This window comes from Comamonas sp. C24C (assembly GCF_053345995.1).
This window is the reverse complement of the sequence record NZ_JBKFBC010000002.1, coordinates 147,056-172,644: the sequence shown is the minus strand read 5'-3', so window position 1 is coordinate 172,644 and position 25,589 is coordinate 147,056. Positions and strand designations below refer to the sequence as shown.

General features: G+C 59.1%; 18 protein-coding genes, 1 pseudogene and 1 other annotated feature. Of the genes and pseudogenes, 4 read left to right on the top strand and 15 right to left on the bottom strand.

What is annotated here, in order from left to right; all coding sequences use genetic code 11:
• Positions 1-24: 24 nt before the first annotated feature.
• The 5 genes from ACLBXN_RS04560 to ACLBXN_RS04540 form a co-directional block, all read right to left on the bottom strand.
• Positions 25-2,466 carry a membrane-bound PQQ-dependent dehydrogenase, glucose/quinate/shikimate family gene (locus ACLBXN_RS04560; protein WP_447611308.1) on the bottom strand — a complete coding sequence of 814 codons (2,442 nt, stop codon included), beginning with the start codon at positions 2,464-2,466 and terminating at the stop codon, positions 25-27.
• A 417-nt stretch (positions 2,467-2,883) separates the two neighbouring features.
• The gene (locus tag ACLBXN_RS04555) at positions 2,884-4,050 is read right to left on the bottom strand and encodes a mandelate racemase/muconate lactonizing enzyme family protein (RefSeq protein ID WP_447611307.1); all 1,167 of its coding nucleotides are present in this window, start codon (positions 4,048-4,050) and stop codon (positions 2,884-2,886) included.
• Between the two features lie 27 nt (positions 4,051-4,077).
• Positions 4,078-4,782 (bottom strand): SDR family NAD(P)-dependent oxidoreductase, encoded by a 705-nt coding sequence (locus ACLBXN_RS04550; RefSeq protein ID WP_447611306.1) that lies wholly within the window; start codon positions 4,780-4,782, stop codon positions 4,078-4,080.
• Positions 4,772-5,737 (bottom strand): Bug family tripartite tricarboxylate transporter substrate binding protein, encoded by a 966-nt coding sequence (locus ACLBXN_RS04545; protein WP_211455741.1) that lies wholly within the window; start codon positions 5,735-5,737, stop codon positions 4,772-4,774. The genes ACLBXN_RS04550 and ACLBXN_RS04545 overlap by 11 nt, the downstream gene beginning before the upstream one ends.
• Before the next feature lie 75 nt (positions 5,738-5,812).
• Positions 5,813-6,751 carry a dihydrodipicolinate synthase family protein gene (locus ACLBXN_RS04540; RefSeq protein ID WP_167010592.1) on the bottom strand — a complete coding sequence of 313 codons (939 nt, stop codon included), beginning with the start codon at positions 6,749-6,751 and terminating at the stop codon, positions 5,813-5,815.
• 122 nt (positions 6,752-6,873) lie between these two features.
• On the opposite strand from ACLBXN_RS04540, the gene ACLBXN_RS04535 reads away from it, so the two are divergent.
• On the top strand, positions 6,874-7,827 hold the full coding sequence (locus tag ACLBXN_RS04535) for a LysR family transcriptional regulator (RefSeq protein ID WP_447611305.1): 954 nt from the start codon (positions 6,874-6,876) through the stop codon (positions 7,825-7,827).
• 779 nt (positions 7,828-8,606) lie between these two features.
• Here ACLBXN_RS04535 and ACLBXN_RS04530 read toward each other — a convergent pair.
• From ACLBXN_RS04530 to ACLBXN_RS04500, 7 genes are all read right to left on the bottom strand, one after another.
• Positions 8,607-9,578, bottom strand: a complete 972-nt coding sequence (locus tag ACLBXN_RS04530) for a porin (RefSeq protein WP_447611304.1) — start codon at positions 9,576-9,578, stop codon at positions 8,607-8,609.
• 46 nt (positions 9,579-9,624) lie between these two features.
• Positions 9,625-11,280 carry an HAL/PAL/TAL family ammonia-lyase gene (locus tag ACLBXN_RS04525; RefSeq protein ID WP_447611303.1) on the bottom strand — a complete coding sequence of 552 codons (1,656 nt, stop codon included), beginning with the start codon at positions 11,278-11,280 and terminating at the stop codon, positions 9,625-9,627.
• A 131-nt stretch (positions 11,281-11,411) separates the two neighbouring features.
• Positions 11,412-12,557: an MBL fold metallo-hydrolase gene (locus tag ACLBXN_RS04520; RefSeq protein WP_447611302.1), complete on the bottom strand. Its 1,146-nt coding sequence runs from the start codon at positions 12,555-12,557 to the stop codon at positions 11,412-11,414.
• Positions 12,558-12,602: 45 nt separating this feature from the next.
• On the bottom strand, positions 12,603-13,925 hold the full coding sequence (locus tag ACLBXN_RS04515) for an MFS transporter (protein WP_447611607.1): 1,323 nt from the start codon (positions 13,923-13,925) through the stop codon (positions 12,603-12,605).
• Positions 13,926-14,073: 148 nt separating this feature from the next.
• On the bottom strand, positions 14,074-15,729 hold the full coding sequence (locus ACLBXN_RS04510; RefSeq protein WP_447611301.1) for a urocanate hydratase: 1,656 nt from the start codon (positions 15,727-15,729) through the stop codon (positions 14,074-14,076).
• A 2-nt stretch (positions 15,730-15,731) separates the two neighbouring features.
• Entirely contained in the window at positions 15,732-16,826 is a 1,095-nt protein-coding gene (locus ACLBXN_RS04505; protein WP_447611300.1) for a DUF917 domain-containing protein, read from the bottom strand.
• A 389-nt stretch (positions 16,827-17,215) separates the two neighbouring features.
• Positions 17,216-18,109: a LysR substrate-binding domain-containing protein gene (locus tag ACLBXN_RS04500; protein WP_211455733.1), complete on the bottom strand. Its 894-nt coding sequence runs from the start codon at positions 18,107-18,109 to the stop codon at positions 17,216-17,218.
• A 104-nt stretch (positions 18,110-18,213) separates the two neighbouring features.
• Between ACLBXN_RS04500 and ACLBXN_RS04495 the strand changes: the two genes are divergently transcribed.
• From ACLBXN_RS04495 to ACLBXN_RS04485, 3 genes and pseudogenes are all read left to right on the top strand, one after another.
• Complete coding sequence (locus ACLBXN_RS04495; RefSeq protein WP_447611299.1) at positions 18,214-19,596, top strand: dihydroorotase; 1,383 nt, start codon at positions 18,214-18,216, stop codon at positions 19,594-19,596.
• A gap of 16 nt (positions 19,597-19,612) precedes the next feature.
• Positions 19,613-20,893: an allantoate amidohydrolase gene (locus ACLBXN_RS04490; RefSeq protein ID WP_447611298.1), complete on the top strand. Its 1,281-nt coding sequence runs from the start codon at positions 19,613-19,615 to the stop codon at positions 20,891-20,893.
• A 72-nt stretch (positions 20,894-20,965) separates the two neighbouring features.
• Positions 20,966-22,004, top strand: a pseudogene (locus tag ACLBXN_RS04485) (IS3 family transposase); the annotation flags it as partial.
• Positions 21,193-21,309, top strand: a sequence feature (AL1L pseudoknot). (Overlaps the previous pseudogene by 117 nt.)
• A gap of 373 nt (positions 22,005-22,377) precedes the next feature.
• On the opposite strand, the gene ACLBXN_RS04480 reads toward ACLBXN_RS04485, so the two are convergent.
• The 3 genes from ACLBXN_RS04480 to argH form a co-directional block, all read right to left on the bottom strand.
• Positions 22,378-22,884, bottom strand: coding sequence for a RidA family protein (locus ACLBXN_RS04480; RefSeq protein ID WP_447611297.1), 507 nt, complete (start codon positions 22,882-22,884; stop codon positions 22,378-22,380).
• A 13-nt stretch (positions 22,885-22,897) separates the two neighbouring features.
• Positions 22,898-23,857 (bottom strand): Bug family tripartite tricarboxylate transporter substrate binding protein, encoded by a 960-nt coding sequence (locus ACLBXN_RS04475; protein ID WP_447611296.1) that lies wholly within the window; start codon positions 23,855-23,857, stop codon positions 22,898-22,900.
• 144 nt (positions 23,858-24,001) lie between these two features.
• Positions 24,002-25,516 carry an argininosuccinate lyase gene (gene argH / locus ACLBXN_RS04470; protein ID WP_447611295.1) on the bottom strand — a complete coding sequence of 505 codons (1,515 nt, stop codon included), beginning with the start codon at positions 25,514-25,516 and terminating at the stop codon, positions 24,002-24,004.
• Positions 25,517-25,589: the final 73 nt, after the last annotated feature.

Here is a 25,589-nt window from a genome sequence, read left to right as displayed (position 1 = left end):
CGTCCAAGTATCGGAGCTCGCGTCTTACTTGCGTGGCAGAGCGTAGGCAATTACATAATCTCCGCGATCGGGAGAATTGCGGGCACCGCCAGCCGATACCAGCACGAACTGTTGGCCGGTCACAGGCGACTGGTAGCTGATGGGCGTACCCTGGCTGCCCACTGGCAGACGGGCTTTCCAGGCTTCCTTGCCGGTACCAGTGTCATAGGCGCGCAGATAGTAGTCCTGGGTAGCGGCGATGAATACCAAGCCACCTTGCGTGGCCATGGTGCCACCGATGGTGGGCATGCCGATAGGGATGGGCAGGCCCATCTTGATGCCAAAGGGACCAGTGTCCTTGACCGTACCAACAGGCACCTGCCAGGCAATTTTTTGGGTCTTGAGGTCCACGGCCGTCAGCGTGCCGAAGGGCGGCTTCTGGCAGGGGATGTCCAGCGGCGACATGAAACGCACCTTGGCGTTGATAGCGTAAGGCGTACCGTCCAGGGGCACGGGCTTGGTGATGGCCGCAGCTTCGTTACCGTCGGCCTTGACGCCAGCGTCTGCCGGATCGGCCTTGATCAGCTGTACTTCCAGGCCCACGCGCATGTCGTTGATGAACAGGTAGTTGTTCGTGGGGTCAACCGAGATGCCTCCCCAGTTCATGCCACCCAGCGAGCCGGGCAGGTTCAGTGAAGGATCAGTGCCCGGGGGCGTGAACAAGCCGGTGTAGCGCTTGGACTTGAACTTCACGCGGCACAGCAGCTGGTCGAAGGGCGTAGCACCCCACATGTCCGACTCCTTCATGTCGGCAGCACCGATGTTGGGCATGCCGACCGAGAAGGGCTGAGTGGGCGAATAGGTCTCGCCTTCGATGTTGCCGGCTGGAACCTGGCGCTCCTCGACCTTGGTCAGGGGCTTGCCGGTGGCGCGATCCAGAACAAAGATCTGGCCTGCCTTGGTGCCGAACACCATGGCGGGGGTGGTCTTGCCACCAACGCCTGGGAAGTCCACGAAGGACGGCTGCATGGGCACGTCAAAGTCCCACAAATCGTCGTGCACGGTCTGGTAGACCCACTTTTCCTTGCCGGTGCTGGCGTCCACGGCCAGCATGGAGGCACCGTACTTGCGATCCAAGGCCGTGTGCTTCAAACCCCACAGATCCACGGCCGCGCTGCCCACGGGCATGAACACGGTGTTGGACTGAGGGTCGTAGGACATGGGAGCCCAGACGTTGGGTGTGGAGCGGGCGTAGGTCTTGCCTTCGGCCGGGGCGCTCTGGTCCTCGGGGTTGCCGGGATCGAAAGCCCAGCGCAGCGCGCCGGTGACCACGTCAAAGCCGCGCACCACACCGCCAGGCATGTCGGTGCTCACGTTGTCGGCCACACGGCCGCCGATCACGATGGTCGTGCCGGCCAGCGTGGGAGCCGAGGTGGGGTAGTACTGGCCCTTGTCGGCGCCCTTGCCCATGCCTGCGCGCAGGTCCACACGGCCATGATTGCCGAAGTCTTCGCAGAAGGCGCCAGTGTCGGCGTCCAGGGCGATCAGCTCGGGGGCCACGCTGTTCATCAGGATGCGGCGCTGGCAGGGCGCACCGGCTGGTACGGAAACCGCCTTGACGGGAGTAGCGCCGACCACGCTGGGCTGAGCCAGGGGCTGAGCGGCATCAAAGTAGGCTAGGCCGCGGCAACGCATCCACTTCTTCTGCTTGGCATTGATCTCGGTCTTCCAGAGCTCCTTTCCGGTTGTCGCATCCAGAGCGATCACATTGTTGTGAGGCGTGCAGACAAAGACCTGGTTACCAACCTGCAGGGGCGTCAACTGGTCCTCTGCGCCGCCACCGCCAGGACTCACGGGAACATCACCGGTCTGATAGGTCCATGCCAGCTGCAGGTCCTTGACATTGCTGCGCGTGATCTGATCCAGCGCCGCAAACCGCGTGGCACCGGGCGTGCTGCCATAGTGGGCCCAGTCGATGGGTGCCTGGCCGGCAGGCACTGGCTGCAGCACGGTGTCATCCGTCTTGGCTGCGACCGAGGCGTGAGGCAGGAACATGCCACCCACAGTGGCCAGGCAGGCCAGCGTCAAAACGCCGGCCACTGCGAGCGATGCTCCTCGCTGAGGCGGCTGCGCGTTGGCGCGGCGCAGCACGGGGAAAGCCAGAGCCACCAGGATGCCCAGGCCAGCCAGCAACAGCACGCGCGAGACCAAGGGCCAGAAATCCAGGCCCGCATCAATCAGAGCCCAGATCACGGTAGCCACAAAGGTGGCTCCGTAGATCATGGCGCCGCTGGAACGCAGGCGCGCCAACTGGACACCAGAAGCCACCAGGGCCAAGCCGCTCAGCAAAAAGTACCAGCTACCCTTCAGGGTAACGAGCTGGTAGCCATAGAACGCGAAGAACAGACCTGCTGCCAAGAGGCACAGACCTAGAACGAGCAAACACACCTTGGCAGCCAAGGAGGGTTGCGTTTGTTGTTTTTCCATTTTTACATCCGATTGGGTGTGCGAGGTGCCGCATTGCTGCCGGGTGAGCAGCGGGCTGGTCTCGGCGTTTGGCCGCTCGCACAAGCTTTGAGAGCTCGGAATTGACATGAATCAAGATCCGAGAGCGGATTATTGCGCCCTGGTGAAAACAATTATTGATAAAGTGAAATTTACGTGATAGGGAATACCACGTAGAAATACTGCAACAGCAAGTACAGGCTCAGGCCCCGATACCCATGGGCACTCAGCCATCATCAACACCGGGCCGTACGCCCTTGTCATCGACTGCAGGTATTTGAGACTGGCTCACATCTCCCCGGATTGCCTCGTGACATTCATCCGCCTTGTGACTGGGGCAACCAGGCTTCAGGAAGGACTGCTGCTCCCCAACAGCAGCCGGAAAAATGCCATGCGTATTCAGCGAGTCAGTCTCAGCATTTCAGAGATCAGATCGGATTTACCTTCAAATCCAATGCCGGGGAGCTCGGGGAGCGTCACATAACCGTTCTCCACTTTCACGCCATCCGGAAAGCCTCCATAGGGCTGAAACAGGTCTGGATAGCTCTCGTTGCCGCCTAGCCCCAGACCCGCAGCGATGGCGAGCGACATCTGATGCCCTCCATGTGGAATGCAACGGCTCGGAGACCAGCCGTTTTCCTTGAGCATGTCCAAAGTGCGCAGATACTCCACGAGGCCATAGCTGAGGGCGCAGTCAAACTGCAGGAAATCGCGCTCGGGGTTCATGCCGCCGTGGCGGATCAGGTTGCGGGCATCCTGCATCGAGAACAAGTTCTCCCCCGTAGCCATTGGCCCTTTGTATACCTCGCCCAACCTGGCCTGCAACTCGTAGTCGAGAGGGTCGCCGGCCTCCTCATACCAGAACAGCGGATACTGGGACAGTGCTCTGCCATAGTCGATTGCAGTGTTCAAATCGAAGCGGCCATTTGCGTCCACTGCCAGTTGCTGCCCTGGGCCCAGGATATTCAGCACCGACTCGATGCGTTCGCAGTCCTCTGCAATGCTGGCACCGCCAATTTTCATCTTGACGACCGAGTATCCGCGGTCAAGGTAGCTTTCCATTTCTTGCCTGAGCTTGTCCAGGCCCTTGCCGGGGTAGTAGTAGCCGCCAGCAGCGTATACGAAAACACGCGGGTTGGCGGCTGCTGTTCCATAGCGCTGCGCGAGCAGCTGAAACAGTGGTTTGCCTTCGATCTTTGCGACCGCATCCCAGACGGCCATATCGATGGTTCCGACAGCAACCGATCGCTCTCCATGGCCACCGGGCTTCTCGTTGGTCATCATGCAAGCCCAGATCTTGTGGGGATCCAGGTTTTCTCCAGCGTCGTCAATCAGACTGGCCGGATTCGCTTCGAGAACACGGGGGATGAACCTATCGCGCATCAGCGCGCCTTGACCATAGCGGCCATTGGAGTTGAAGCCATAGCCGATAACGGGTTTGCCGTCGCGGATCACGTCCGTGACCACGGCTACCAGGCTCAAGGTCATCTTGGAAAAGTCGATGTAGGCGTTACGGATATCGGATTTGATGGGACGCGTGGATTCGATGATGTTGACGATTTTCATGATGGCTTTTCTAAGTGGACTTTGACGTCATTGCGACAGGGACGAGCCGCCGCAAATGTTGAAGTTCTGGCCTGTGATTGCCGCAGCTGCAGGGGATAGCAGATAGGCGACCATGGAAGCGATTTCCTGCGGCTCTACCAGGCGGCCGATGGGTGGGACACGTGGAGCGCTTCCTGCTCGGGCCGGGTCCTTGAGCATGGGCGTGGCCGTTGCGCCAGGAGAGACGACGTTGACCGTGACGCCCTTGGGCGCCACCTCCACTGCCCAACTGCGAGCCAACGCAATGACGGCAGCTTTGGTGGCTGCATACTGGCCACGCCCGGGCAGGCCTTGAGCGACTCTGCTGCCGATAAAGACCACGCGACCAAACCCGCGCTCCACCATTGCAGGAACCAACAGGTCGGCCAATTGGGATGCCGCCCCCACATGGATCTGCCACATCAATTCGCCGGCTTCGGCATCCAGCTTGCCAAGTGGCGCAACCCGAAGCACCCCTGCGGCATGTACCAAGGCATCCACATCCCCCAGGATCGACGCAACGGAGCGGGTCTGGACCTGATCGCTCAGATCCAGTCGGTGATGAACGAACGAGTCGTGCGTAATCGTGGGCGGGGAAAGGTCAAGCCCGGTAACGCTCCAACCTGCGCTGAGCAAGACTTCACAGATGGCTTTTCCGATGCCGCCGCTGCTCCCCGTGACAACGGCATGTCTTTGCTGGAAGCTATTCGACACGGATCTTCCCCTCGGAAACGATCTTCTGTGAACGTTCCATGTCCAGCTTCTGAAATTTGATGAAATCTTCAGCCGTACCAGCAGTGGTCAGGATGCCTTGTTCTTTGAGCTTTTCCTTCATGTCGCCGGCTAGCGCCCGATTGACCTCGACATTGAGCTTCTTGGTGATTTCGGCTGGCAGCTTTGCAGGACCCCATAGTCCATACCAGCTGTAGAACTCGTAGCCTGGAATGGTCTCACTCACCGTGGGTACATCGGGCAGGCTGGCTGCACGCTCCGCCGACGTAACGGCCACAACGCGCAGCATGCCGCTCTTGTGGTATTGCAGCGAGCCCAGAATGGGGTCGATGAATCCATCTATCTGGCCGCCGATCAGATCCTGAAATGCAGGGGCCGTGCCCTTGTAGGGCACGATCATGTAATCCAGCTTGCCTGCACGTTTGAGCAGCTCTGTAGATAGGTGTCCCGCAGAGCCAATCGAGCCTACAGCGAACGTCATCTTCCCAGGATGCTCCTTGGCGTAGGTGATCAACGACTTGATGTCCGTGATGGGCAACCTTTTGTTGACTGCAACCGACAAGGGCGCTTTGGCGACCAGCGCCACCGGCGTAAAGTCCCTGTCCACCGAATAGGGAACAGACTTCATCGTCATGGGGGCGGTGGTGAAGGTTGAGGCATTGAATAACAGGGTGTAGCCATCAGCCGGTGCCTTTGCCACGACATCACCTCCTATCACCCCATTGCCGCCAGGACGGTTTTCGATGATGAATGGCTGTCCCATCTGCTCGCTGAGCTTCTGTGCCAGTTGCCGACCCACGGTATCCAGAGTGCCACCCGGTGGAAACGGGATCACGACCTTGACAGCCTTGGATGGATAGCTTTGTGCCGAAGCGACGCCAGCCATTGCCATGAATATGGCTCCCATGGCGAGCTCAGTGAAAATTCTGCGTTGCATGTTCTTTGTCTCCTGTCGTTCTTAGGAAAGTCCATGGCCGTGGCCGCATAACGGTCCACGGCAGCGAAATCGCTATCAGCGCTTGAGCAGTCCTGCCTGCGCCACGGCTGCACGCAATGCAGCAGTCTCCTTTTCGTTGGGCGCTTCAGTGGGCGGGCGTACGATGGCGTCATCAATCACGCCGGCCAGATACATACCCTCCTTCATGCGGGCATGTGCCTCGCCGGTCGGCTCGCCACCGCCGTACACGGCGTCCTTGAGGGGGGTGATGACTGCCTGCACTTCCATGGCCTTCTTCAGGTCACCGGCTTTGACGGCATTCCACAGATCAATGATGAGCTGAGGAATGAAGGTTGCGAATCCGACCAACGCACCATCTACGCCTTGAACCATGGAAGCGAGCAAATATTCGTCGTGGCAGGTCAGGATGGCCTTGCTCGAATCCGCATCCCGGATGGCCTGAATGTCGCGTGCATATTTGTTCATGTCTCGCTGACCGACCTTGAACGCCTGCACGTACGGCAACCGGGCCAAAGTGGCGAGAAGCTGCGAAGAGTAGGAGGCTCTTGTCCAGGCAGGGTAGACATGGCAGACCAGGTCCAGGTCGGGAGCCGCCTTGTGAATGGCTTCGAAATACTGGAGTGCATGTTCCGGGATGAATCCGAAGCGCAGCCAGTGATGAGGTGGCATCACATCCAGAGCCACGGCTCCCGCCTCCCGGGCCGCCCTTGCATGTTCGGCTGCTTCCTTGAGGCCTTCGCACACAATGGACGAAATGACAGGCAGGCGGCCTTTGAGCTCGTCGGCAACAATGCGAGTCACCTCTGCGCGCTCCGAGGGCGTCAGGGCAAACACTTCCCCTGTGTGTCCATTGGTCATGATTGCGACCACTCCATCATGGCCGGCAAGCCAGGATGCAAGCTTTCGCAAAGCTGCCTCATCGATCTTGTGATCCGAAGTGAAGGGGCAAGAGATGGCGGGGATGATCCCTTTGTAGTTGGCTATCGATGGCATGTATAGTCTCCAGGTGTCGGCCTTGTTGATCTGAGACGCCATCATTTCTGAGAGTGCCAATCAGCACCAATACTAGAAATGCATACAACTATCTATTTCTTAGAACCCAACGAGTGCAGAGCATGGGACCAGGCAATCGCAACCTCGATCTAGAGTGGTTGGAAGACTTCATCGCACTTGCCGAAAGCGGCAATTTTTCACGCGCGGCAGAAGTTCGGGCGATCGCCCAACCGGCCTTCAGTCGTCATATTCGGGGACTGGAAGAATGGGTGGGAGTGGATCTTTTTGATCGAAGCGCACATCCAGCGGCGCTGACCGCCGCAGGCCAGAGGTTTCTGCCTTTGCTCGAAGGGGTGCTTGCAGACCTTGAAGCTGCCCGGATCAAGGCCCGTGCAGCACATGACCAAGAGGAATCCACGCTGAGGTTTGCCGCAACGCATGTGCTGTCACTGACTTTTTTCCCTCAGTGGCTGGCGGGCATTGAGTCACGGCTGCACATCGGCTCCTTGCAGACGATGTCTGACAGTTCTCGCAGCTGTGAATTCCTGATGTTTCAGAGGAAGGTTCAGTTCGTGCTGTGCCATGGGCACAAGAGCGCGCCTGGCAGGCTTGATGAGCAAGACTACCCCATGCTCCTTCTGGGCCGAGACTTGCTGGTACCAGTGTGCGTGCCACACCCCGACGGCACGATGGGCAAGGCTTTGCATGCAATCGGCAACGCACCGCCGCTTCCCATGCTGGCATACAGCGAGGACTCTGGTCTGGGGCGGATCATGAGATCGCTGCTACGGCCCAATACACCGAAGAGCGGCAGAAACACCTCCGAAGCAGATCTTCAGGAGGTATTCACTGCGCATCACGCCGTGCTTCTGAAAACCATGGCCTTGGAAGGCCGCGGAATAGCCTGGCTTCCCCAGTCTTTGATTAAGGCCGAGTTGGCAAATGGATCACTGGTGCGGGCAGGGCCGGAGACATGGAGCATCCCTGTCGAGATACGCATGTACAGACAACGCTCAGAGATGTCGGAAAAGGCCGAGGCCTTGTGGAAGCTAGCCAGGATGCAAGTGATTGAGTGACTGCAACGATTCATGGTCACTGCCAGTGAAGCGGCTCGGTGGTATGGATTAACTAGATTTACGCCTCACAAGCACGGCGTCGGAATCCACCTGCTGAAACAGCGACGGAGTAGACGGCACATGGAAGTGACCAGTTGCTGGTAGTTGGACGGTTCCATAGCAATCACTGGCTCAATGATGATTTGAGAACCTCCGATACATAATCGGAAATACAAGCTGCATTAACTGTCCCCAAGCGACCAGCTTAAGCGCCTCAGTGGCAAGCGAGCGCTCTTGTCTGGTCACGAACTGCCTGTCCGTGGCAGGCTCGTATGTCGACTGATCAACGCTGCTATCTCGCCTTGTGGGCTCGACTTGGAAAAACGCAGAACTGAAGCACTGGCGAACTGAAGGCCATCCACTTCAAAAAAGCTCCGTCAGAGTGATTTTCAGTGACACGCTGATCTACGGCACCAGAACCACACTACCGCTGCCCGGAAATTCGCATGGATGCCACCTCGCTGTTACGACTTTATTGACCGAGAGCCTCAACTGTTCCGGGCAAATAAAGTCGCAAACACAACCAAATTTCAACAAAAACAAGCACTTGCAATCCCCCCATATCCTGGATGTTTTGCCAATTTGAGGGCATCCCATCAGGCGCTTGATGGCGGCGTCAAACATTCAGACAGTTGACCCGATGGAGCATCGGACAGGATCAAGTCCAAATTCAAGATACCGGCGTTGAAATTCATCCCAAAGTTAACACTAAAAACAATCCGAGCCTGCTGGTTTCGGAGTCAGAATGAATGCTGAACTCCCAACTGGACCCCAGATTTACGTCGGATGTCGCCATTACTCCGAGCATGATCGGCCTCCGCATATAGACGTGTACGTTTGGAAAGGCTGTAGCGCGCAGCCACTAATCCCTTCCGTTCACGCTGCACTCCGCTATCGAGAGCGCTCCTTGTGTGCCAGAAGGCAGCCGTCAACTCGATCTCGGGCGTGAACTGGTAGAAGCCTCCCAAACCCCGCGTGGTAATGCGCCGGGCACCGCTATAAGGCTCATTCGTCGTTCGATAGTAGGTGGTCTGAAGGGTGAGTTTGCCAATCTCGTAATAGGCGCCGAGGTTGGCCGTGGACCAGTTTTTATCCTTGACGCTGCCGTAACCTGCTGCCACGCCGAAAGGATGGCCGTTGTACAGCAAGCTGACGGCCTGCCGGTTGCCCTTGGAGCCGTGCTGCTCACCTGGTGCGAACGTGGCGCGGGCAATGTAGTCGCCAACGCGGCCCGTGTAGGCGATGGCGTTGTCCCAGGCAAAGTCCAGTTGATGGACCACGGTGGGCGACCAACTGGAGACATAGGTAGGGTCACTGTGCCAGGAGCCGGTGTAGTACAGCGCGTTGTACTGACGCCCCAGTGTGATCTCGCCATATGAGCTTGCTAGGCCCACCATTGCAGTACGGCCAAAGGCCTTGCCGCCGCGCAAAGTACCGGCGTCGATATTCAAGCCACCTTCCAGGTTCATGATGGCCTTTAGGCCGCCGCCCAGGTCCTCGGAGCCGAGAAAGCCCCAGCGGCTTCCGCCCCACCCGGCATCGGCGCCATCGACCACGGAGGTGACGTTGCCCTTATTGCTGTGTTCGTAGCGCGCGCTGGCGTCAATGAGGCCATAGAGCGTGACCGAACTCTGCGCTTGTGCCGTACTCGCGTACAAGGCAGCAGCAGCGATGGCCACGCAGAAGGCTAGCGGGTGATTAGGTGGTTTCATGGTCATTGCTCCTTTCTTCTTTTTTCCGTGTGTTGCTTCTGTGCGATCAGCGGAAAGTGCGCAGCAGCTCGGCAGCGGCGCGAAAATCCAGCGTCAGCGCGCGGTCCTTGTCGAGGAACGCCACCTGATTGCGCAGCGCGTCAAAGAGCTCGGCGGTCGCGGGCGAGAGTCGGAAGTTCGGATCCTTGGTGCGTCGCAGATCGATGGCCTGTGCTGCATGTACCAGCTCCACGCCGAGCAGTTGATAACCCGTCTGGATCTGCTGGCGAAAGTTCTGGGCCACGATGGGCGCGTTGGTGGCGACGTCCTCGATGTTGCCGGCTACGGGCAGGTAGTTCATCGAGGCGGGCTGGGCTAGACGCAGGCTTTGCATGGCCAGCGCCATGACGGGCTTTTCCATGGCGCCAAAGGCATGCACGCTGTACTCCGTGCCGAGGAAACGGCTGAGCCCCGTGAAGGCCGGATCATTGAGCTTGACCACGCGCTGCGCCGACGCAAGTGCGCTGTGCGCCAGCGACAGGCCCGACTTCTCCATGGCCAGCACCCACGGCAGTGGCTCGAAATTGGCATCCGGCAGCACCGCGCCCAGGCCCTCCACATAGGCGCGCTTTTCCTGCGCGCGGTCGGAAGCGGGCTTCGCCCCCACGGCCACGCCGGGGTTGTCGTCGGACGAGTTCAACTGCACTGCGAGTTGAGCACTCGCCTGCTCCAGTGCCAGCGCCTGTTCACCCAGCAGATAGACGCCGGTGCGGAAGCTCAGTGGGTCCTGCAGCGCACGCTTGTCATCAGCATTCCAGAGGCTGGAGCCATCGAGCAGATGACGCAGGTCCTCACCGGCCTTCTGCGTCTGCGGGAAAGGGTGCAGCGCCAGCGAATCCTTCAGGAACGGCGACACATTGCCATTGAGCGCCTGCAGGCTGAGAGCGAACACCAACTGCGAGATGCGGTTGAAGTGCGCCATGTCCTGCAGGGCCAGCGCCGCCATGCCGCTGGCGTAGGCGTTGGAGCTGAGAATAGACAGCGCATCCTTGCCCACGGGCTCGATCGGGCGGATGTTCAATTGCCTGAGCACCTCCGCCGCCGGCTGCTTGCGGCCCTGGTAGTACACATCGCCCTCGCCCATCATGGCCGTGCCCACATGGCTCAGCAGCGTGATGTCGGCCTCGCCAATGGAGCCCAGCGCAGGCATGGCGGGCGTGATGCCGTGGTTCAGGAACTGCACATAGGCTTCGACGATGGATGCCTGCACGCCTGCGCCACCATCGAGCAACGCGTTGAGACGCGCAGCCATGGCGGCGCGCACATCCTGCACAGGCGCGTCAGGGCCCACGCCACCCGCATGCGCATGCAGCAGGCCAATGTTGAATTCCTGTGACGCCTTGATCACCTCGGGGCTGAGCTGGCCATGGGCGTCGACCATATCGCGGTCCTTGTTCTGCCCCACGCCTACAGTCAGGCCATAGATCTTCTGGCCGGCAGCGGCGGCAGCCATGAGCACTTCATGAGCCTTCTTCACACGCGCCATGGCGGCGGGCGCCACCTGCACGCGCTCCCCCAGGGTGATGCGGGTGATAACGTCCGGCGTGGCGTTGCGGCCATTGAGTTCGACGGCTGCATGGACTTGCAGATTCAGACTAGCCAGAACGGCCAGCGTCAGGGTGCGCAGAGGCACACGCGGCAAAAAGCAGCAAAGAGAGTTCATGTTGTGAGTTGTTCTGAAAAATGAAGAAATACAACGCTGAGGCCGTGCGTTCAGGCATCGCGCCGTTTCCATGCCACATACATGGCGCCAAGTGAAAGAGCCGCCTGTTTGCAGCCCCTTCATGGATTTCGTTAAAGACCTGTCTTGGTGAGCGGCAGACGCATCAGGTCTTCACCCACAACGACTGGCCCCTTGAAGGTGTCGCGTGCCTGCTCCCAGTGCTCACGCGGTGCGTCGCCCGGCACCAGGTGCGACAGCACCAGGCGCTTCACACCAGCGCGCGTGGCGATCTCGCCCACTTCACGCGGCGTGGCATGCGCTTCCAGCAGTTGCTTTGCGAGTGCTTGCTGACGGGCATCCCAGGGCTTGGGGCCGACGATATGGCTGACCCAGGCCGGATCGATGGCTTCGTGCACAAGGACATCAGCGCCGCGTGCCAACTTCACCAAGCTGTCGCTGGCCGCCGTATCGCCGGAAAACACGACCGAGCCATGTACCGTGTCGAAGCGATAGGCGAAGTTCGGAAACACCAACCCATGCGGCACCAGGATAGCGCTGACCTTCACGCGGGCGTCTTCCCATACCTTGAAGGGTTCCATGGGTGGTGGCGGGTTCGTGTTCGGATCCACCACCAGACCTGCCGGCAAGGCGATGTCATGCGCCTGGAAGAACTGACGCACATCCGGCACGCCTTCGCTGCGCACGCGGATGTTCAGATCCGCCGCCATGCCGCCCAGCATGGCATCGACCAGATCCACCGTGCCGGCGTTCGGGTTCTCGGGATGCACCACTACATCCCCCTTCATGCCGTCCGCCAGCGGGGGCAGCACGCCACGGCGGCCCGGACCGAAGATCTCCAACTGCGCCCTGGCGCGGCGGCGCGCGCTCGGGTCGTACATGAGCATGCTGGCCAGGTCGATCACATGGTCGGTATGCAGATGCGTGAAGAACACGGCCGCTTCGCTGCCTGGCTGGATGCCTGCACGGCGCAGCTGGCGATAGGCGCCAGAACCCAGATCAACGATATAGGCCTTGCCATCCACCACGAGTGCGGAGGAAATGCCGTGGGGCGACTCCTTGCCATACCAGGTGGGGCCGCCCGCCACACCCAGCAGCACCAACTCGGCTGCTGGAGTGACTTCCGGCTGCGCGGACTTGCTAATTGCCGCATCGATCTTCCCTGACTGCGTCAGGGAGCAACCCGTGCCAACGATAGCGAACGTTGTCGCCAGCATGATCCGGCCAAGCCATGAACGGCAGCTGTCTATTTTCTTCATATCGTGTTTATGGGTCAGGTAGTAGAGCAGGCCGGAAGTTCTCTATCAGTCTTCGCTGCGTGCGGGGAGGAAACTGATTGCGATGAGCGCCACCACGGCCGCCGCCATTACGTACAGCGCGGGGGCATAGGCGACACCGGTCTTGTAGGTGATCCAGGTGAGCAGCGCGGGAGCAAAACCACCGAGCACCGTCACGGCCGCGTTGTACGACAGGGACATGCCCGAGGAACGCACGGACGTGGGGAAAATCTCGGACAGCGCGGCAGGCGCGGCGCCCACGAACAGGGCTACCATGGAGCACATGGCCGACTGCACGATGATCAGCGCCATCGTGGTGTGGTTGCCATGCAGCCAGGCCATCAGCGGGTAGGCTCCGACCAACAGCAGGATGGCACCAAAGCGAAGCATGTTGCGGCGGCCGAAGCGATCGGACAGCGTGCCGGAGATAAGGCAACCGGCCACCAGAAAAATATTGCCGATGAACGCAGCGGTAAATGCCTGCGAACTCTCGAAGCCCATATTCTTCTGCACATAGATGGGCAGGTAGATGATGAGCGCGTAAGGTGCGGCCGCCCACAGCACGGAGAGGCCCAGGCCCGTCAGCAGTTGGCGTGGGCATTCACGCAGCACCTGCAGCATGGGAGTTTTCTTCTCGGCTTCACCAGACGCTGCGGCGCGTTCTACCTGCTCCTTGAAATGCGGAGTTTCATCCAGCGCGCGGCGCATCCACAGGCCAACGGGGGCAATGGCCAGGCCGATGATGAACGGAATGCGCCAGGCCCAGTCATGCACCTGCTGCGTGGTGAAGAGCATGGTGACAGCGGTGGCCACCAGCGCGGCCATCATATTGCTGATGCCCATGCTGGCCTGCAGCCACGAAGCATAGAGACCACGCTTGGCCGGTGGGGCGTGCTCGACGAGAAACGCAGTGGCGCCGCCCACTTCGCCGCCGGCGGAGAAGCCCTGCAGCACGCGACCCGCCACGATCAACAGCGGCGCGCCGATGCCGATGGCCGTATACGGAGGAGCGATGGCAATGAGCAGTGTGCCTACGGCCATCAGCATGATGGTCAGGGTGAGCGCCGCCTTGCGGCCCTTGCGGTCGCCATAGGAGCCGAGGATGAGCGCTCCCAACGGACGAGCGATATAGCCGATGCCGAACGCGATGAACGATGCCAAGAGCTGTACCGTGGGGTTCTCATTCTGGAAGAAGTTCTGGCCGATGTAGACGGCAAACAGCGCGTAGACCGTGAAGTCATACCACTCCAGCGCATTGCCGGTGGATGCGGCAATCACGGCACGCTTGCTAGATCGCTCGTCATGGGACACGCGCTGGGAGGTGCCGACCGAGGCCTGTGCGGCTCCCAAATGGGCGGAAGCTATAGGGTGGGTCATGGTGGTTGGGGTTAGTTGAGTTGGAGATATGCCTAAAGTCGTGAGTAACACCACCCACGCATGGTTTTGGATACATGCGTCGGCAGGTGTCATCAAGCAACCCCAGGACAAGCCTGGATCGTCAGGCGTGGGCGCCCGTGTCGATGCGTGCGATGCCCTTCTTCTGCACCTCGTCCAGCGCCTCTTCGTAGCCCGCGTCGGCATAGCGAAGCACGCCACTGGCCGTGTCGTTGGTGAGCGAGAGATTCAGTCGCTCATCCGCCTGCGCGGTGCCGTCGGCCACTACGGTGACACCTGCGCTGGTCATGTAGCCGCTGTAGCCACCACCACCGGAGTGGATGGCCACCAGGTCGGCGGAGGAAGAGCAAGTCAGCATGGCATTGAGCAGCGGCCAGTCGGCAATTGCGTCGGAGCCATCGCGCATGTTCTCCGTCATGATGTTAGGGTGCGCCATAGCTCCCGCATCGAGGTGATCACGCGTAAAGGCGATGGGGCCACTCAGTTCGCCATCGCGCACCATACGGTTGACTTCGAGCGCCAACTCCGTACGCTCGCCGTGGCCCAGCCACGCGATGCGCGCCGGCAGGCCTTCGAAGGGCACGTTCTCGCGCGCCAGGCGCACCCAGTTGGCGACGATGCGGTTGTCCGCAAAGCGGCGCAGCAGGAAGTCGTCAATCTTGCGAATGTCGTCCGGATCGTTGGAAAGGGCAATCCAGCGGAATGGACCGATGGCACGAGCGAACAGCGGACGCAGGAAGGCTTCGGTAAACACCGGGATCTCGAAGGCGCGCTCCACGCCACCCTGCTTCGCATGCGTACGAATGAGGTTGCCGTTGTCGAACACCACGGAGCCCTTGTCCTGGAAACCCACCATGGCCGTCACATGGTGCACGATGGATGCGCGGCTGGCGTCCATCAACTTCGTGATATCGGTCTTGCGCAGTTCCACCACTTCCTCGAGCGTGTAGCCCGCGGGAATGTAGCCATACACCAGGTCGTGGGCAGAGGTCTGATCGGTCACGATATCGGGCGTGATGCCACGCGCCAGGATCTCCGGGAAGATCTCGGAGGCATTGCCCAGCAGGCCCACGGAGATGGGCTCCCGCCTGTCCTGCGCTTCGCGGATCATGGCGAGCGCTTCGTCCAGCGTGTCGGCACGTTTTTGCAGGAAGCCGATCTGCATGCGCTTTTCGATGCGCTCGGGGTTGATTTCCACCGTCAGGATCGCCGCGCCTGCCATGGCGCCGGCGAGCGGTTGTGCACCCCCCATGCCGCCCAGGCCAGCCGTCAGAATGAAGCGGCCACGCAGATCGTTGTTGAAGTGACGCTCGGCAATGCGCGAGAAGATCTCGTACGTGCCCTGGATCACGCCCTGCGAACCGATGTATTGCCAGTCACCGGCGGTGAGGCCGCCCCAGCAGATCAGGTTGTCCTTCTCCCACTGGTAGAAATTCTCGGCCTTGGCCCACTGGCCCACCATATTGCAGTTCGCCATGATGACCAGCGGCGCGGCCGCGTGCGTGCGCAGCACACCGATGGGCTTGCCCGACTGCACCAGCAGTGTCTGGTCTTCTTCCAGGTTGCGCAGCGCGTGCACGATGGCGTTGTGCGACGGCCAGTCGCGCGCGGCGCGGCCGAGGGCCGCATACACAATGAGGTTGTCCGGGTCTTCGCCCACGGCCAGCACGTTCTCCATCAGGCGCAGCAGCGCTTCCTGGCGCCAGCCCTTGCAACGCAGCTCGTTGCCGCCGTGTACCTTGAAATCTTCGCGGCTCATCGTTATTCCTTGCCCAGTGCGTAGTTGCTGATGTTGATGCCCAGGGCCCTTTCCACGGGCGGATACACGGCCGGATCGCTGATGCTGGAAGACAGCGGAATCAGGCTCTTGCCCACGTGGAAGATCAGGATCTCCGTGCCTTCGCGCACCTCGCCGGCACTCACCGGGTTGCCGTCGGTATCCAGCGTGGTGATCACGTCCGGATAGGTGGCGATGCGCTGACCATCGGCGTCTTCCACGGCCATGTGCTCGTTCATCACATGGATGCGGCGCTTGCGTGCGCCTTCGCCGATCTCGATCACGCCCACGTCGAACGCCTCATCCGTGTAGCGCAGTGTGTTGGCCGTGACCTTGCCGCTGCCGATGATGCTGCCGCCGGTCTGCTTGCAGATGGCGTCCACGATGGCCGTGCCGCCCTTGCCTTGCGCGGCGATGATGGCCTCGCCCAATGCCAGTGCACGGCTGATGCCACCCAACGCTGCATGCTGGCGCACATAGGAAGCCCTGATCGGGTTGCGGCAGCTGGCGATGAAGCCGCCGGACATGTCGGAGGCCTTGCGCAGAATCGGCGAGACCTTGGCAGTGGCGCCGCGTACCACCAACTCGATGTACGAGTTGTTGGCGCGCTTACCGCCCACGGCTGCCTGGATCATTGGCTCCGGGCTGCTGGCCAAGCCGAGCGAGCCCATGTCGCCGGTGGGGTGTGCGCGCAGATCCCCAACAGCATCGATCACCTTGGTGCCCAGCACAGCGGATGGTAGCCATGCGTTGAGCGTGCTGGACATACCGTTCTGGCCAATGATTAGGCCGTGCAGTGGCGCGCCCAACTCTTCCTGCACCAGTCGGGCGGCCTTGACGTAGTCCATGCCCAGCATTTCCCAGTCGGTCAGTCCACCCGGCGCACCAATGGCGGCGGCCGTGGCGATCCAAGCGTCATCCGCCACTTCGGACATGTCCACCAGTTCCGGGCGGCCGATAGTCACCGCCATCGTGCCTAGTTCGCGACCATGGTCGGCCCAGCCGCCACCACCGCATGCGAAAACGGAACCGCCGCGCACTGCAGATTCCACGTCTTTGAGAGTCAAGATACGTCCCATTGCTACTCCAGATTGATCATTCGAGGACTTTGTCCGTGACGCCTACAGAAACTGCCGGAGGTCACGTCAAAGAGCTATTGAATGCAACGGATGCTAGAGACGACAATCAACAATGTCGCATTACTTTTTATTGCGACAACTTAACATCATGTTAATGGTTGATTTTGGTGCTTCATGGCGCTTTCCTGCCAAAGCCTTTGAAACAAAGGAGAAACCGCCTGAAACTCGTTCTTCGAGAGGCTACTCATGCACCAACCTGGAGCGACCGCACCTATCCTTCGTTTAGGGAAAATCCCAGGGGCGGAAAGTAGGCTTCAAATCACTAGGGATTGAATCAAGGGGCTGTCTAACCACTCCATCCGGTTGATGCGAGTACCTTCCAGCAATGGTTAACGCTTGGATTCATCCAAGGATTTCAGAACGCCCACAAACTCCTGGGCCAAGCGCGACATAGGTTGCAGGGCTAGATTAAAGGCATGGATAGGGGCATGAACCATAGGGGCTACTGGAATGGCCACGATGTTGGACCAGGAAGGGCCACGAATAGTGAGTTCGTCGACCAGCGCTACACCAACCCCAGCTTGAACCATGGCACATGCCACGTGGGCCTGTTGCACTTCCACACGTGCAGACGGCTGATTCTCCTCGCTGCCAAATATCCGGTGAACCAATTGACTGAATGGAATATCACTGCCGTACCCAATGAAGCGCTCTCCCTGCAAGTCACGGCTCGAAATCTGATCGCGATCGGCGAGCGGGTGATCCTGCGGCAGCACGGCAACGATGCGGTTCTCATATAGAGGCTGCATCTCGAAGCTTGGATGTGGAATCGGCATATAGGTAACGCCAAGCTCGACTTGCTGAGTCAGTAACGCCTGCAACATGACATGCGGTATGTGGGTGTGCAGTACCACTCTCACCTCTGGGAAGAGCTGAGTAAACCGGGCCACCGCTCGAGGCATGAGGGACTGCCCGATATTGGGGCTGCATGCGATACGGATATGCCCCTCCCTGTTAAGCGATAGGTTATCCGCGACTTCATTCACTCTCTGCACGTTTTGGTACAGAGCCGTCACTTCCTCAAAAAGCCGGTGTGCCTCTGGCGTTGGATGAAGTCGACCCTTGATGCGCTCGAACAGCTTGAACCCAAGCCGTTGCTCCGTGTAGCCAATGAGGCGGCTCACTGCTGGCTGAGAGACATAGAGCAACTTGGCCGCCCCGCTAATGGAGCCGCTGAGCATCATGGCTCGGAATACCTCTATTTGGCGCAGATTCAACTTCATATCACTAATAACCTAATGTTAATTTCTATGCACATAAAAGCATATGACATTTCTTTATGTGCACTCCTACACTTTTCTCATTTGCAGTGATTAGGAGACTCAAGATGAGTGACTTTGACCTTGTCGTTCAAGGCAATATCGTTGACGCACGAGGTGTTGTGCAAGACGGCTGGCTGGGCGTTCGCGGTAGCAAGATTGCGGCCCGCGGCCAAGGTAATGCCCCTGCTGCCCGAGAAAAGGTGGATGCGCGCGGCCAGTGGGTCGTTCCCGGCGTGGTCGATGGCCAGGTGCATTCAGGCAGCCAGGCCGGCCAAGAAGGATTGGGTTGGGCATCTCGCGCTGCTGCGGCGGGTGGTGTGACGGTGATGGTGGACATGCCCTACGACGATCCGGAACCGGTGGCCTCGCGCCCGCATCTCGATGCGAAGATCGCCGAAGTCGAGCGTGACTGCCATGTGGACGTGGCCCTGTTTGGCACGCTCAATCCCCAGCATGGTCTGCAGGCTGCCGCCGATCTTATTGAAGGAGGGGTGTGTGCATTCAAGTTTTCTACCTTTGAAGCCACACCGGGCCGTTTTCCGCGAGTGGATGAAGACGATTTGTTCGAAGCTTTCAAGCTCATCGCTCCATCGGGCCTGGTGTGCGGTGTACACAACCAGATGCAGGAACTCACCCGCAAGAACATCCGCCGCCTTCAGGACGCAGGCGACACCGGATGGGATGCTTTCATGCGTGCCCATACACCATTGATCGAGAACTTAGCGACCGGCATCATCTACGAACTGGGTGCTGAAACCGGAGCCCGAGCGCATGCCGTGCATGTATCCACTTCGCGAGGTTTCGAGCTGTGCGACATGTACCGTCGCAGCGGCAATGCATCCACTATCGAGACATGCATCCAGTACCTCATGCTCAACCATGAGGAACATACCCGTCGCTTCGGTGCCAAGACCAAGCACTATCCCCCTATCCGCCCCAAGGCGGAAGTCGATCTGCTGTGGACACATATCGCACGCGATGCCTGCACCTTCGTCTCCTCCGACCATGTGAGTTGGGGCCTGGAGCGCAAGGGCAATCCCGATGTCTTCAAGAACTCTTCTGGCGGACCGGGCTTGGAAACCCTGCTGCCCGCATTCTGGACTGGCTGCGAACAGCACGGCATAGAGCCATCAATGGTAGTGCGCCAGCTATCGCGCAACCCAGCACGCCACTTCCTTCTGGATGACCGCAAGGGCACGTTGGATGCGGGCATGGATGCGGACATCGTCATTCTGAAGCCCGAACGCCATACGTTCGACCCATCCTCCAGCCTTTCCGCCGTGCAGTGGAGTTCGTTCGAAGGCATGGAATTCACCGTGCGCGTGGCAAGCACTTGGTGCCGCGGCCAGCATGTGTACGACGGTGCCAGGGTACTGAACCAGCCGGGCGACGGCCGCTTCCTGCGTCCACATGCAGCAACCGGCGTAGCCCCTTCATACGATGACTGACCCGACTACTCACAGCATGACATCCCAGCCTCTTTTCCCACCGCTGAATGCCGAGCGCCTATGGCGCCGCATTGAGACCCTATCCACGTTCACGCTCCCCGAAATTCCCTGGACACGCCGAGCCTTTTCGCCAGAGTTCGAAAAGGCTCGTGAGTGGCTTGCTAGCGAGTTCAAGGCGGCGGGCATGCAGGTGCACCTCGACGCTGGCGGCAACCTTGTGGGTCGCCTGCCTGCGGCTGCAAGTGCTCCAGAACGATCCCCCATCGTGACCGGATCGCATTGCGACACGGTAATGATGGGCGGCCGCTTCGACGGCATCATCGGCGTACTTGCAGGCATTGAAGTGGCTCACGCGCTCCACGAAAACGGCATCGCCCTGCAGCACCCATTCGAAGTGATCGATTTTCTCTCCGAGGAGCCCAGTGACTACGGCATCTCCTGTATCGGAAGCCGTGCCATCTCTGGCAAGCTTGATGCAGGCATGTTGGCCGCGAAGGATCCTCAGGGTGAAACACTGGCGGAGGGCATGCGCCGCATCGGTGCCAATCCGGAAGCACTGAACCAACCGCTGCGTAGCAAGGACAGTACGGCAGCCTTCGTTGAACTACACATTGAGCAGGGCCCCGTGCTAGAGCAGAAGAAATTGCCGATTGGTGTGGTCACCAATATCGTAGGCATTCGCCGCGTTTCCTTCATCGTGCATGGTCAGGCAGATCATGCAGGCACCACGCCCATGGACATTCGCCACGATGCGCTCGTGGGCGCATCACGCGTCATCGATGCAGCTAATCGCAAAGCCTCTGCGCTCGCGGGAAAGCCCCATTACGTGGTAGCCACGGTGGGGCGCCTTTCGCTCACGCCCAACGCCTCGAACGCCGTGCCCGGCATGGTGGAGATGATGATGGAAGTGCGCAGCGATGCGCAAGGCGTTCTCGACACCTTTCCCGACGAACTGTTTGCAGAAGTTCAGGCAGGCCTTGCCGAATTGCGCGTGCGCGCCGAAATGAACGATGTAAGTCGCTCCCTGCCCACGGATTGCCAGGAACTGGTGATGAAGGGTATCGAACAGGCTTGCGATAACCTCGCCTACGCCAGCATGCGCATGCCTAGCGGCGCGGGCCACGATGCCGTCTACATGGCTCCAACCGGTCCTATAGGCATGATCTTCATCCCTTGCCTCAATGGCCGCAGTCATGCTCCAGAGGAGTGGATCAATCCAGGTCAGTTGCTCGATGGCACACGGATTCTGTACGAAACCGTGCGTGTCCTTGACAGGTGTCTCGCCAAAAGTGGCTAAGGCCACGGTCCACGAAGCATCGTGAATCGCCCCGGCTTTTGAGGAGGCTCAACACTCTGAGAGGATTGAGCCATGAAGAAGTCGAACAAGTTCTCGCCTGCAGTCCGTGAACGGGCCGTGAGGATGGTGCAGCACCATGGGGAATACCCATCTCTGTAGGCGACCATCGAGTCCAACGGGCCCAAGATTGGCTGCGTGCCGCAGACCTTGAACGAATGGGGTAAGCGCTCTGAAGTCGATGCCGGCGTGCGCGAAGGCGTCACGACCAGCGAGGCGCAGCGGATATCGAAGCTGGCCAGTGCGTTTTTCGCCCAGGCGGAGCTCGACCGCCGACTCAAATCCTGAAGGTTTTCATCGACAAGCATCGCGATGCCTTCGGGGTCAAGCCGCTCTGCAAGGTCTCGCAGGTCGCTCAGTCGGCATATCGAAGACATGTGGAGCTGCTGCGCGAGCCACATAAGCGCTGTGCCCGCACTCATCGCGACGAGATGCAGATGCCACAGTTTGAACGTGTCTGGCAAGCCAACAGCAGGTCTATGGCGCCGACAAGGTTTGGCGGCAACTGGCACGCGGAGGCGTTGTCGTGGCTCGTTGCACAGTCGAGCGATTGATGCGCAAGCTGGGGCTGCGTGGTGTGATGCACGGCAAGGTCGTGTGCACCACCGTCGGTGATTCCAAGCACCATGCCCGCTGTACCGAGGTCAACCGGCAATTCCGGGCGCAGGGACCCAGCCAGTTGTGGGTCAGTGACTTCACATACGTCTCGACCTGGCAGGGCTGCCTGTATGTGCGTGTTCGCCCGGCATATCGTGGGCTGGCGGGTAAGCAGCTCGATGTGAACGGATTTCGTGCTCGGTGCGCTGGAGCAATCTCTATACGCGCGGCGGCAGAACGCGATGGAAGCCTGGTCCGCCACTCCGACAGAGGTTCACGGTACATCAACATCCGCTACACCGAGCGGCTGGCTGAAGCGGGCATTGAACCGTCAGTGGGCAGCAAGGGCGACAGTTATGACAACGCCTTGACTGAGACAATCACCGGGCTCTACAAGATCCAGTTGATTCACGGTCGGGTGCCCTGGAAAACCAAAGTCGCAAACACGATACCAACTCAATAGAACAACCAATTACAGTCTCCCGCACTCCCTACTTCTGCCAACTTACCTGTCCTCGGGAGCTGCCAAAAGCCGGTCTCATCTTCAAGGGATGAATGTGATTTGGCACTCGCTACCAAAGGCGCAGTGTCTGATAGAGGCGATGGATTCAATCGGTCGTTGCAACACACTAACCACCGCATAGGCGGCAGGAGTGATGCAAATGAAGCAGCGACCCAGAATCTACTATTCGGATATCGTGTCAGGCCAGCACTACGCTCGATGTATCTCAGCATGGGTAAGACACCCAATGCCATTGCTTGATCGGCTGTTGTGGCATCGATTGCCTGAAGTTCTGGCCACCATCTTCGCCAGTTCAATACTTCAAGCCTCAGGCAGAGGTCCGCTCTGCAGCTAAGGGAGCTGCTGGCTCCCACTCTCGCTTTACCGCCACGCACTTGATCTCGACCAGCAAGCCTGGATGTGCGAGTTCAGCAACGCCTATTGACGTCCATGCGCAGGTGCCGCGTGGAAAAACCCTATTCTTCACCTCGCGAAAAACAGGCATATGTTTGCTCAGCTGCACATGGTAGGTGGTCATATCAACCACATCCTCAAATGTGCATCCTGCCTCTTCCAGCACTGCGCGCAGATTCTCCCAGCAGGCCAGGAATTGCGCCTCGGGATCACCAATCACTTCTAGATCAACAGTGCGCCCAACCTGCCCGGCACAGAAAACGGTAGCGCCGACCTTCACGGCCGGCACATACCCCGCACGCTCCACTATAGATTGCATCGCCGGTGGAACAATTAATTCACGGTCCGCCATATCCAGTTGTACCTGTCTACCTCCATACCCGCCAGCTTGCGCCGCCAGACTGACGGAGCTGGAAGGCATGACTGAGGCTTGGTTAGTCCATTGAGATCTTGGCGCTCTGGATGATTCCGGTCCAGCGCCTTACTTCCATATCCATCAGCTTGGCGAAGTCAGCCGCATTATTGGGATAAGGATATGCACCCTGCTCGGCCAGATGTGCCACGAAATCCCTCTCATGTGCAATCGCCAAGATCGTATCCTGGAGCTTCTTGACGATGGCAGGCGAAGTTCCAGCCGGAGCCATGATTCCATACCAGGATTCAACAACCACATCCTTCACGCCACCCTCGGCAAATGTGGGAACTTCTGGGATAGCGGCCGCGCGCTTGTCCGACGCGATTCCCAGCAACCGCACCTTGCCACTCTTGGCGAATGGCAAAACGTTGGGCAGGTTCGCAAATAGAACGTTGACCTGCCCTGCTTGCAGATCTGTGGTGGCTGGCGACGCACCCTTGTATGGGATATGGGTCAGCTTGATGTTCGCACGGCTTTCGAACATCTCACCTGTCAGGTTATTGATGGAGCCGATACCAGCGGACGCCATGTTCAGGCCGCCTGGGTGGGCCTTTGCATAGGCCACGAACTCGGAGAGATTCTTCGCAGGAGTGTTAGTGGATACGGCCAGCACATTTGGCACCGTGGCAAAGGTAGCTACCGGCGTAAAAGCCTTGTTGCCGTTGAAAGACAGCTTCTTGTACAGCAGCGGCTGCACGGCTTGCCCCATGGAGCCCATCAGCAAGGTGTATCCATCTGCCTGAGCTTTCGCAGCGTAGGCTGCACCAATCGTACCGCCAGCCCCCGCGCGGTTGTCCACCACCACTGGTTGTCCCAAAAGTGATCCCATGCGATCTGCAATGAGGCGCCCCATCAAGTTCACGGTTCCACCTGGAGGAAACGGCACCACCAGGGTAATAGCCTTGGAGGGATAGGTGTCTGCGGCTGCATTGAACGAAAGAGTCAGTACGGCCGCAAGAGCTGCAAGGTGCTTAATCATCGGAGTATCCAGTGAGTCAGGAAATGATTTTTTCAACTGAGGTTGAAGGCATTTGCCATTAAGGGTATGGCAGGGCTGTTCTTGTCTTCTTTATTCGAAAATCTCGGCGCAGGGCAGGCTGTTGGCGCACTGCCCGACAAGTGGTCACGCGTGAATCGAGGCCTGAACAATCTCGTTGACGGCATGCTCCAGCTCATCATTGGCAGCATCCAACTTCAACCGAGTGCTATGCAGCCAATCAATATCACCTGCGTTGTCCGTCAGCGCTTGGCCGAGTAGCTTGGCCACCTGAGCAGGGCCCACACTTCCATCCGTTATACGAGTCTCCACAAAACGGCGCGGATTCAGTGCCGTCTGAATAAATTCGTCGCTCAGACCCAGCGGTTTCCCTCCGATATCCACGGCGGCCCTGTCAAGCATCGCACCAGTCAGTTCATAGGGCAGAACACCTGCTGCCAAGCTATCGCGAACAACACGGGCAACAATGTGATGGACTTGGCGGAAAGACAGCTTGTGCTCGCGAACGATGAGGTCTGCAAGGTTGCTGGACGTGCACCAGCTGCTCTCAAGTGATTGGGCCATGCGCCCCTCGTGGACGATGAGCGTTTCCATGACACCGGTGAACAGGTCCAGCATCGCCCCGGTCGTCGTTAAGGCCTCATCGAGCACTGGTAACTCACGCATTGCCTGGTCACCTGTGCCCTCCCCTCGAAAAGTAGCCAGCGCGGTTGTGACCCAGGTCATCGACCCGCCAGCCGCACGGCGGATGGTTTCCAAGGCTGAGGGATTCTTCTTTTGCGGAAAGATACTGCTTGTCCCACAGTAGCTGTCATCACACTCCACGAGACCAAACTCGCTGCTTGACCAGATGTGCAGGTCTGTCGCGAGATCATTGAGATCAGCCATCACGAACGACAGCGCACTCAATGCGTCGACGCCGTAAAAGGCCTCACGACCCAGCTTCGAATTCTCGATCAGACCATCAAAGCCCAGCAATTGCGTAGTGCGCCTGCGGTTCAGCGGCCAGGAAGTTCCCGCCAGCCCGACTGCGCCCAACGGGTTGCGATTGACCCGCGCAAACGCCTGGGTGAGGCGCTCGAAGCTATCGTGCAGCCGAGAACTGAAGCTGAGCAGGTAGTGCCCGAAAACCCAGGGCTGTGCCTGCTGCATGTGGGTGTATCCGGGCATGATGGTGCCCGCATGTCTGCTGGCTTTCTCGGCAATCACCGCCTGAAATGAGACCAGCTGCGCCATCACATCAAGCAAGCGATTGCGCTGATACAGCCTGCGAACGGTTGCGCCTTGGTCAATACGGCTGCGGCCAGTATGCATTTGACCACCGATATCTTCGCCGATTGCCGAGAATAGAAAAGATTCAACCTGTAGTAGAAAGCTGCCTTTTCGAACATCGACAGGAAAATCTTCTTGCCCCAATTTTTTAGCGGCGATTAACTGCTCCAAAATCGCACTTCCCGCTTCTGGAGAAATAATCTCCTGCTCTACCAGCATCGCGGTGTGAGCTAAATCAACCGCCAGAAATTCGTCGAATTTCTTCTTCTCTCCTTGAAGCTTAGGCAATTCGTTGTATTTCAAATGTCGTGCAGCAGCAGGAGACTTGAGACGGGCATCCGTCAGAAGAGTTTCGGTATTTGATGTCATTTTTCTACAGCAGATTTATCTGTTGCCCAGTGAATGACTAAATGATGGATTGGGTGGATACATAACACAACCC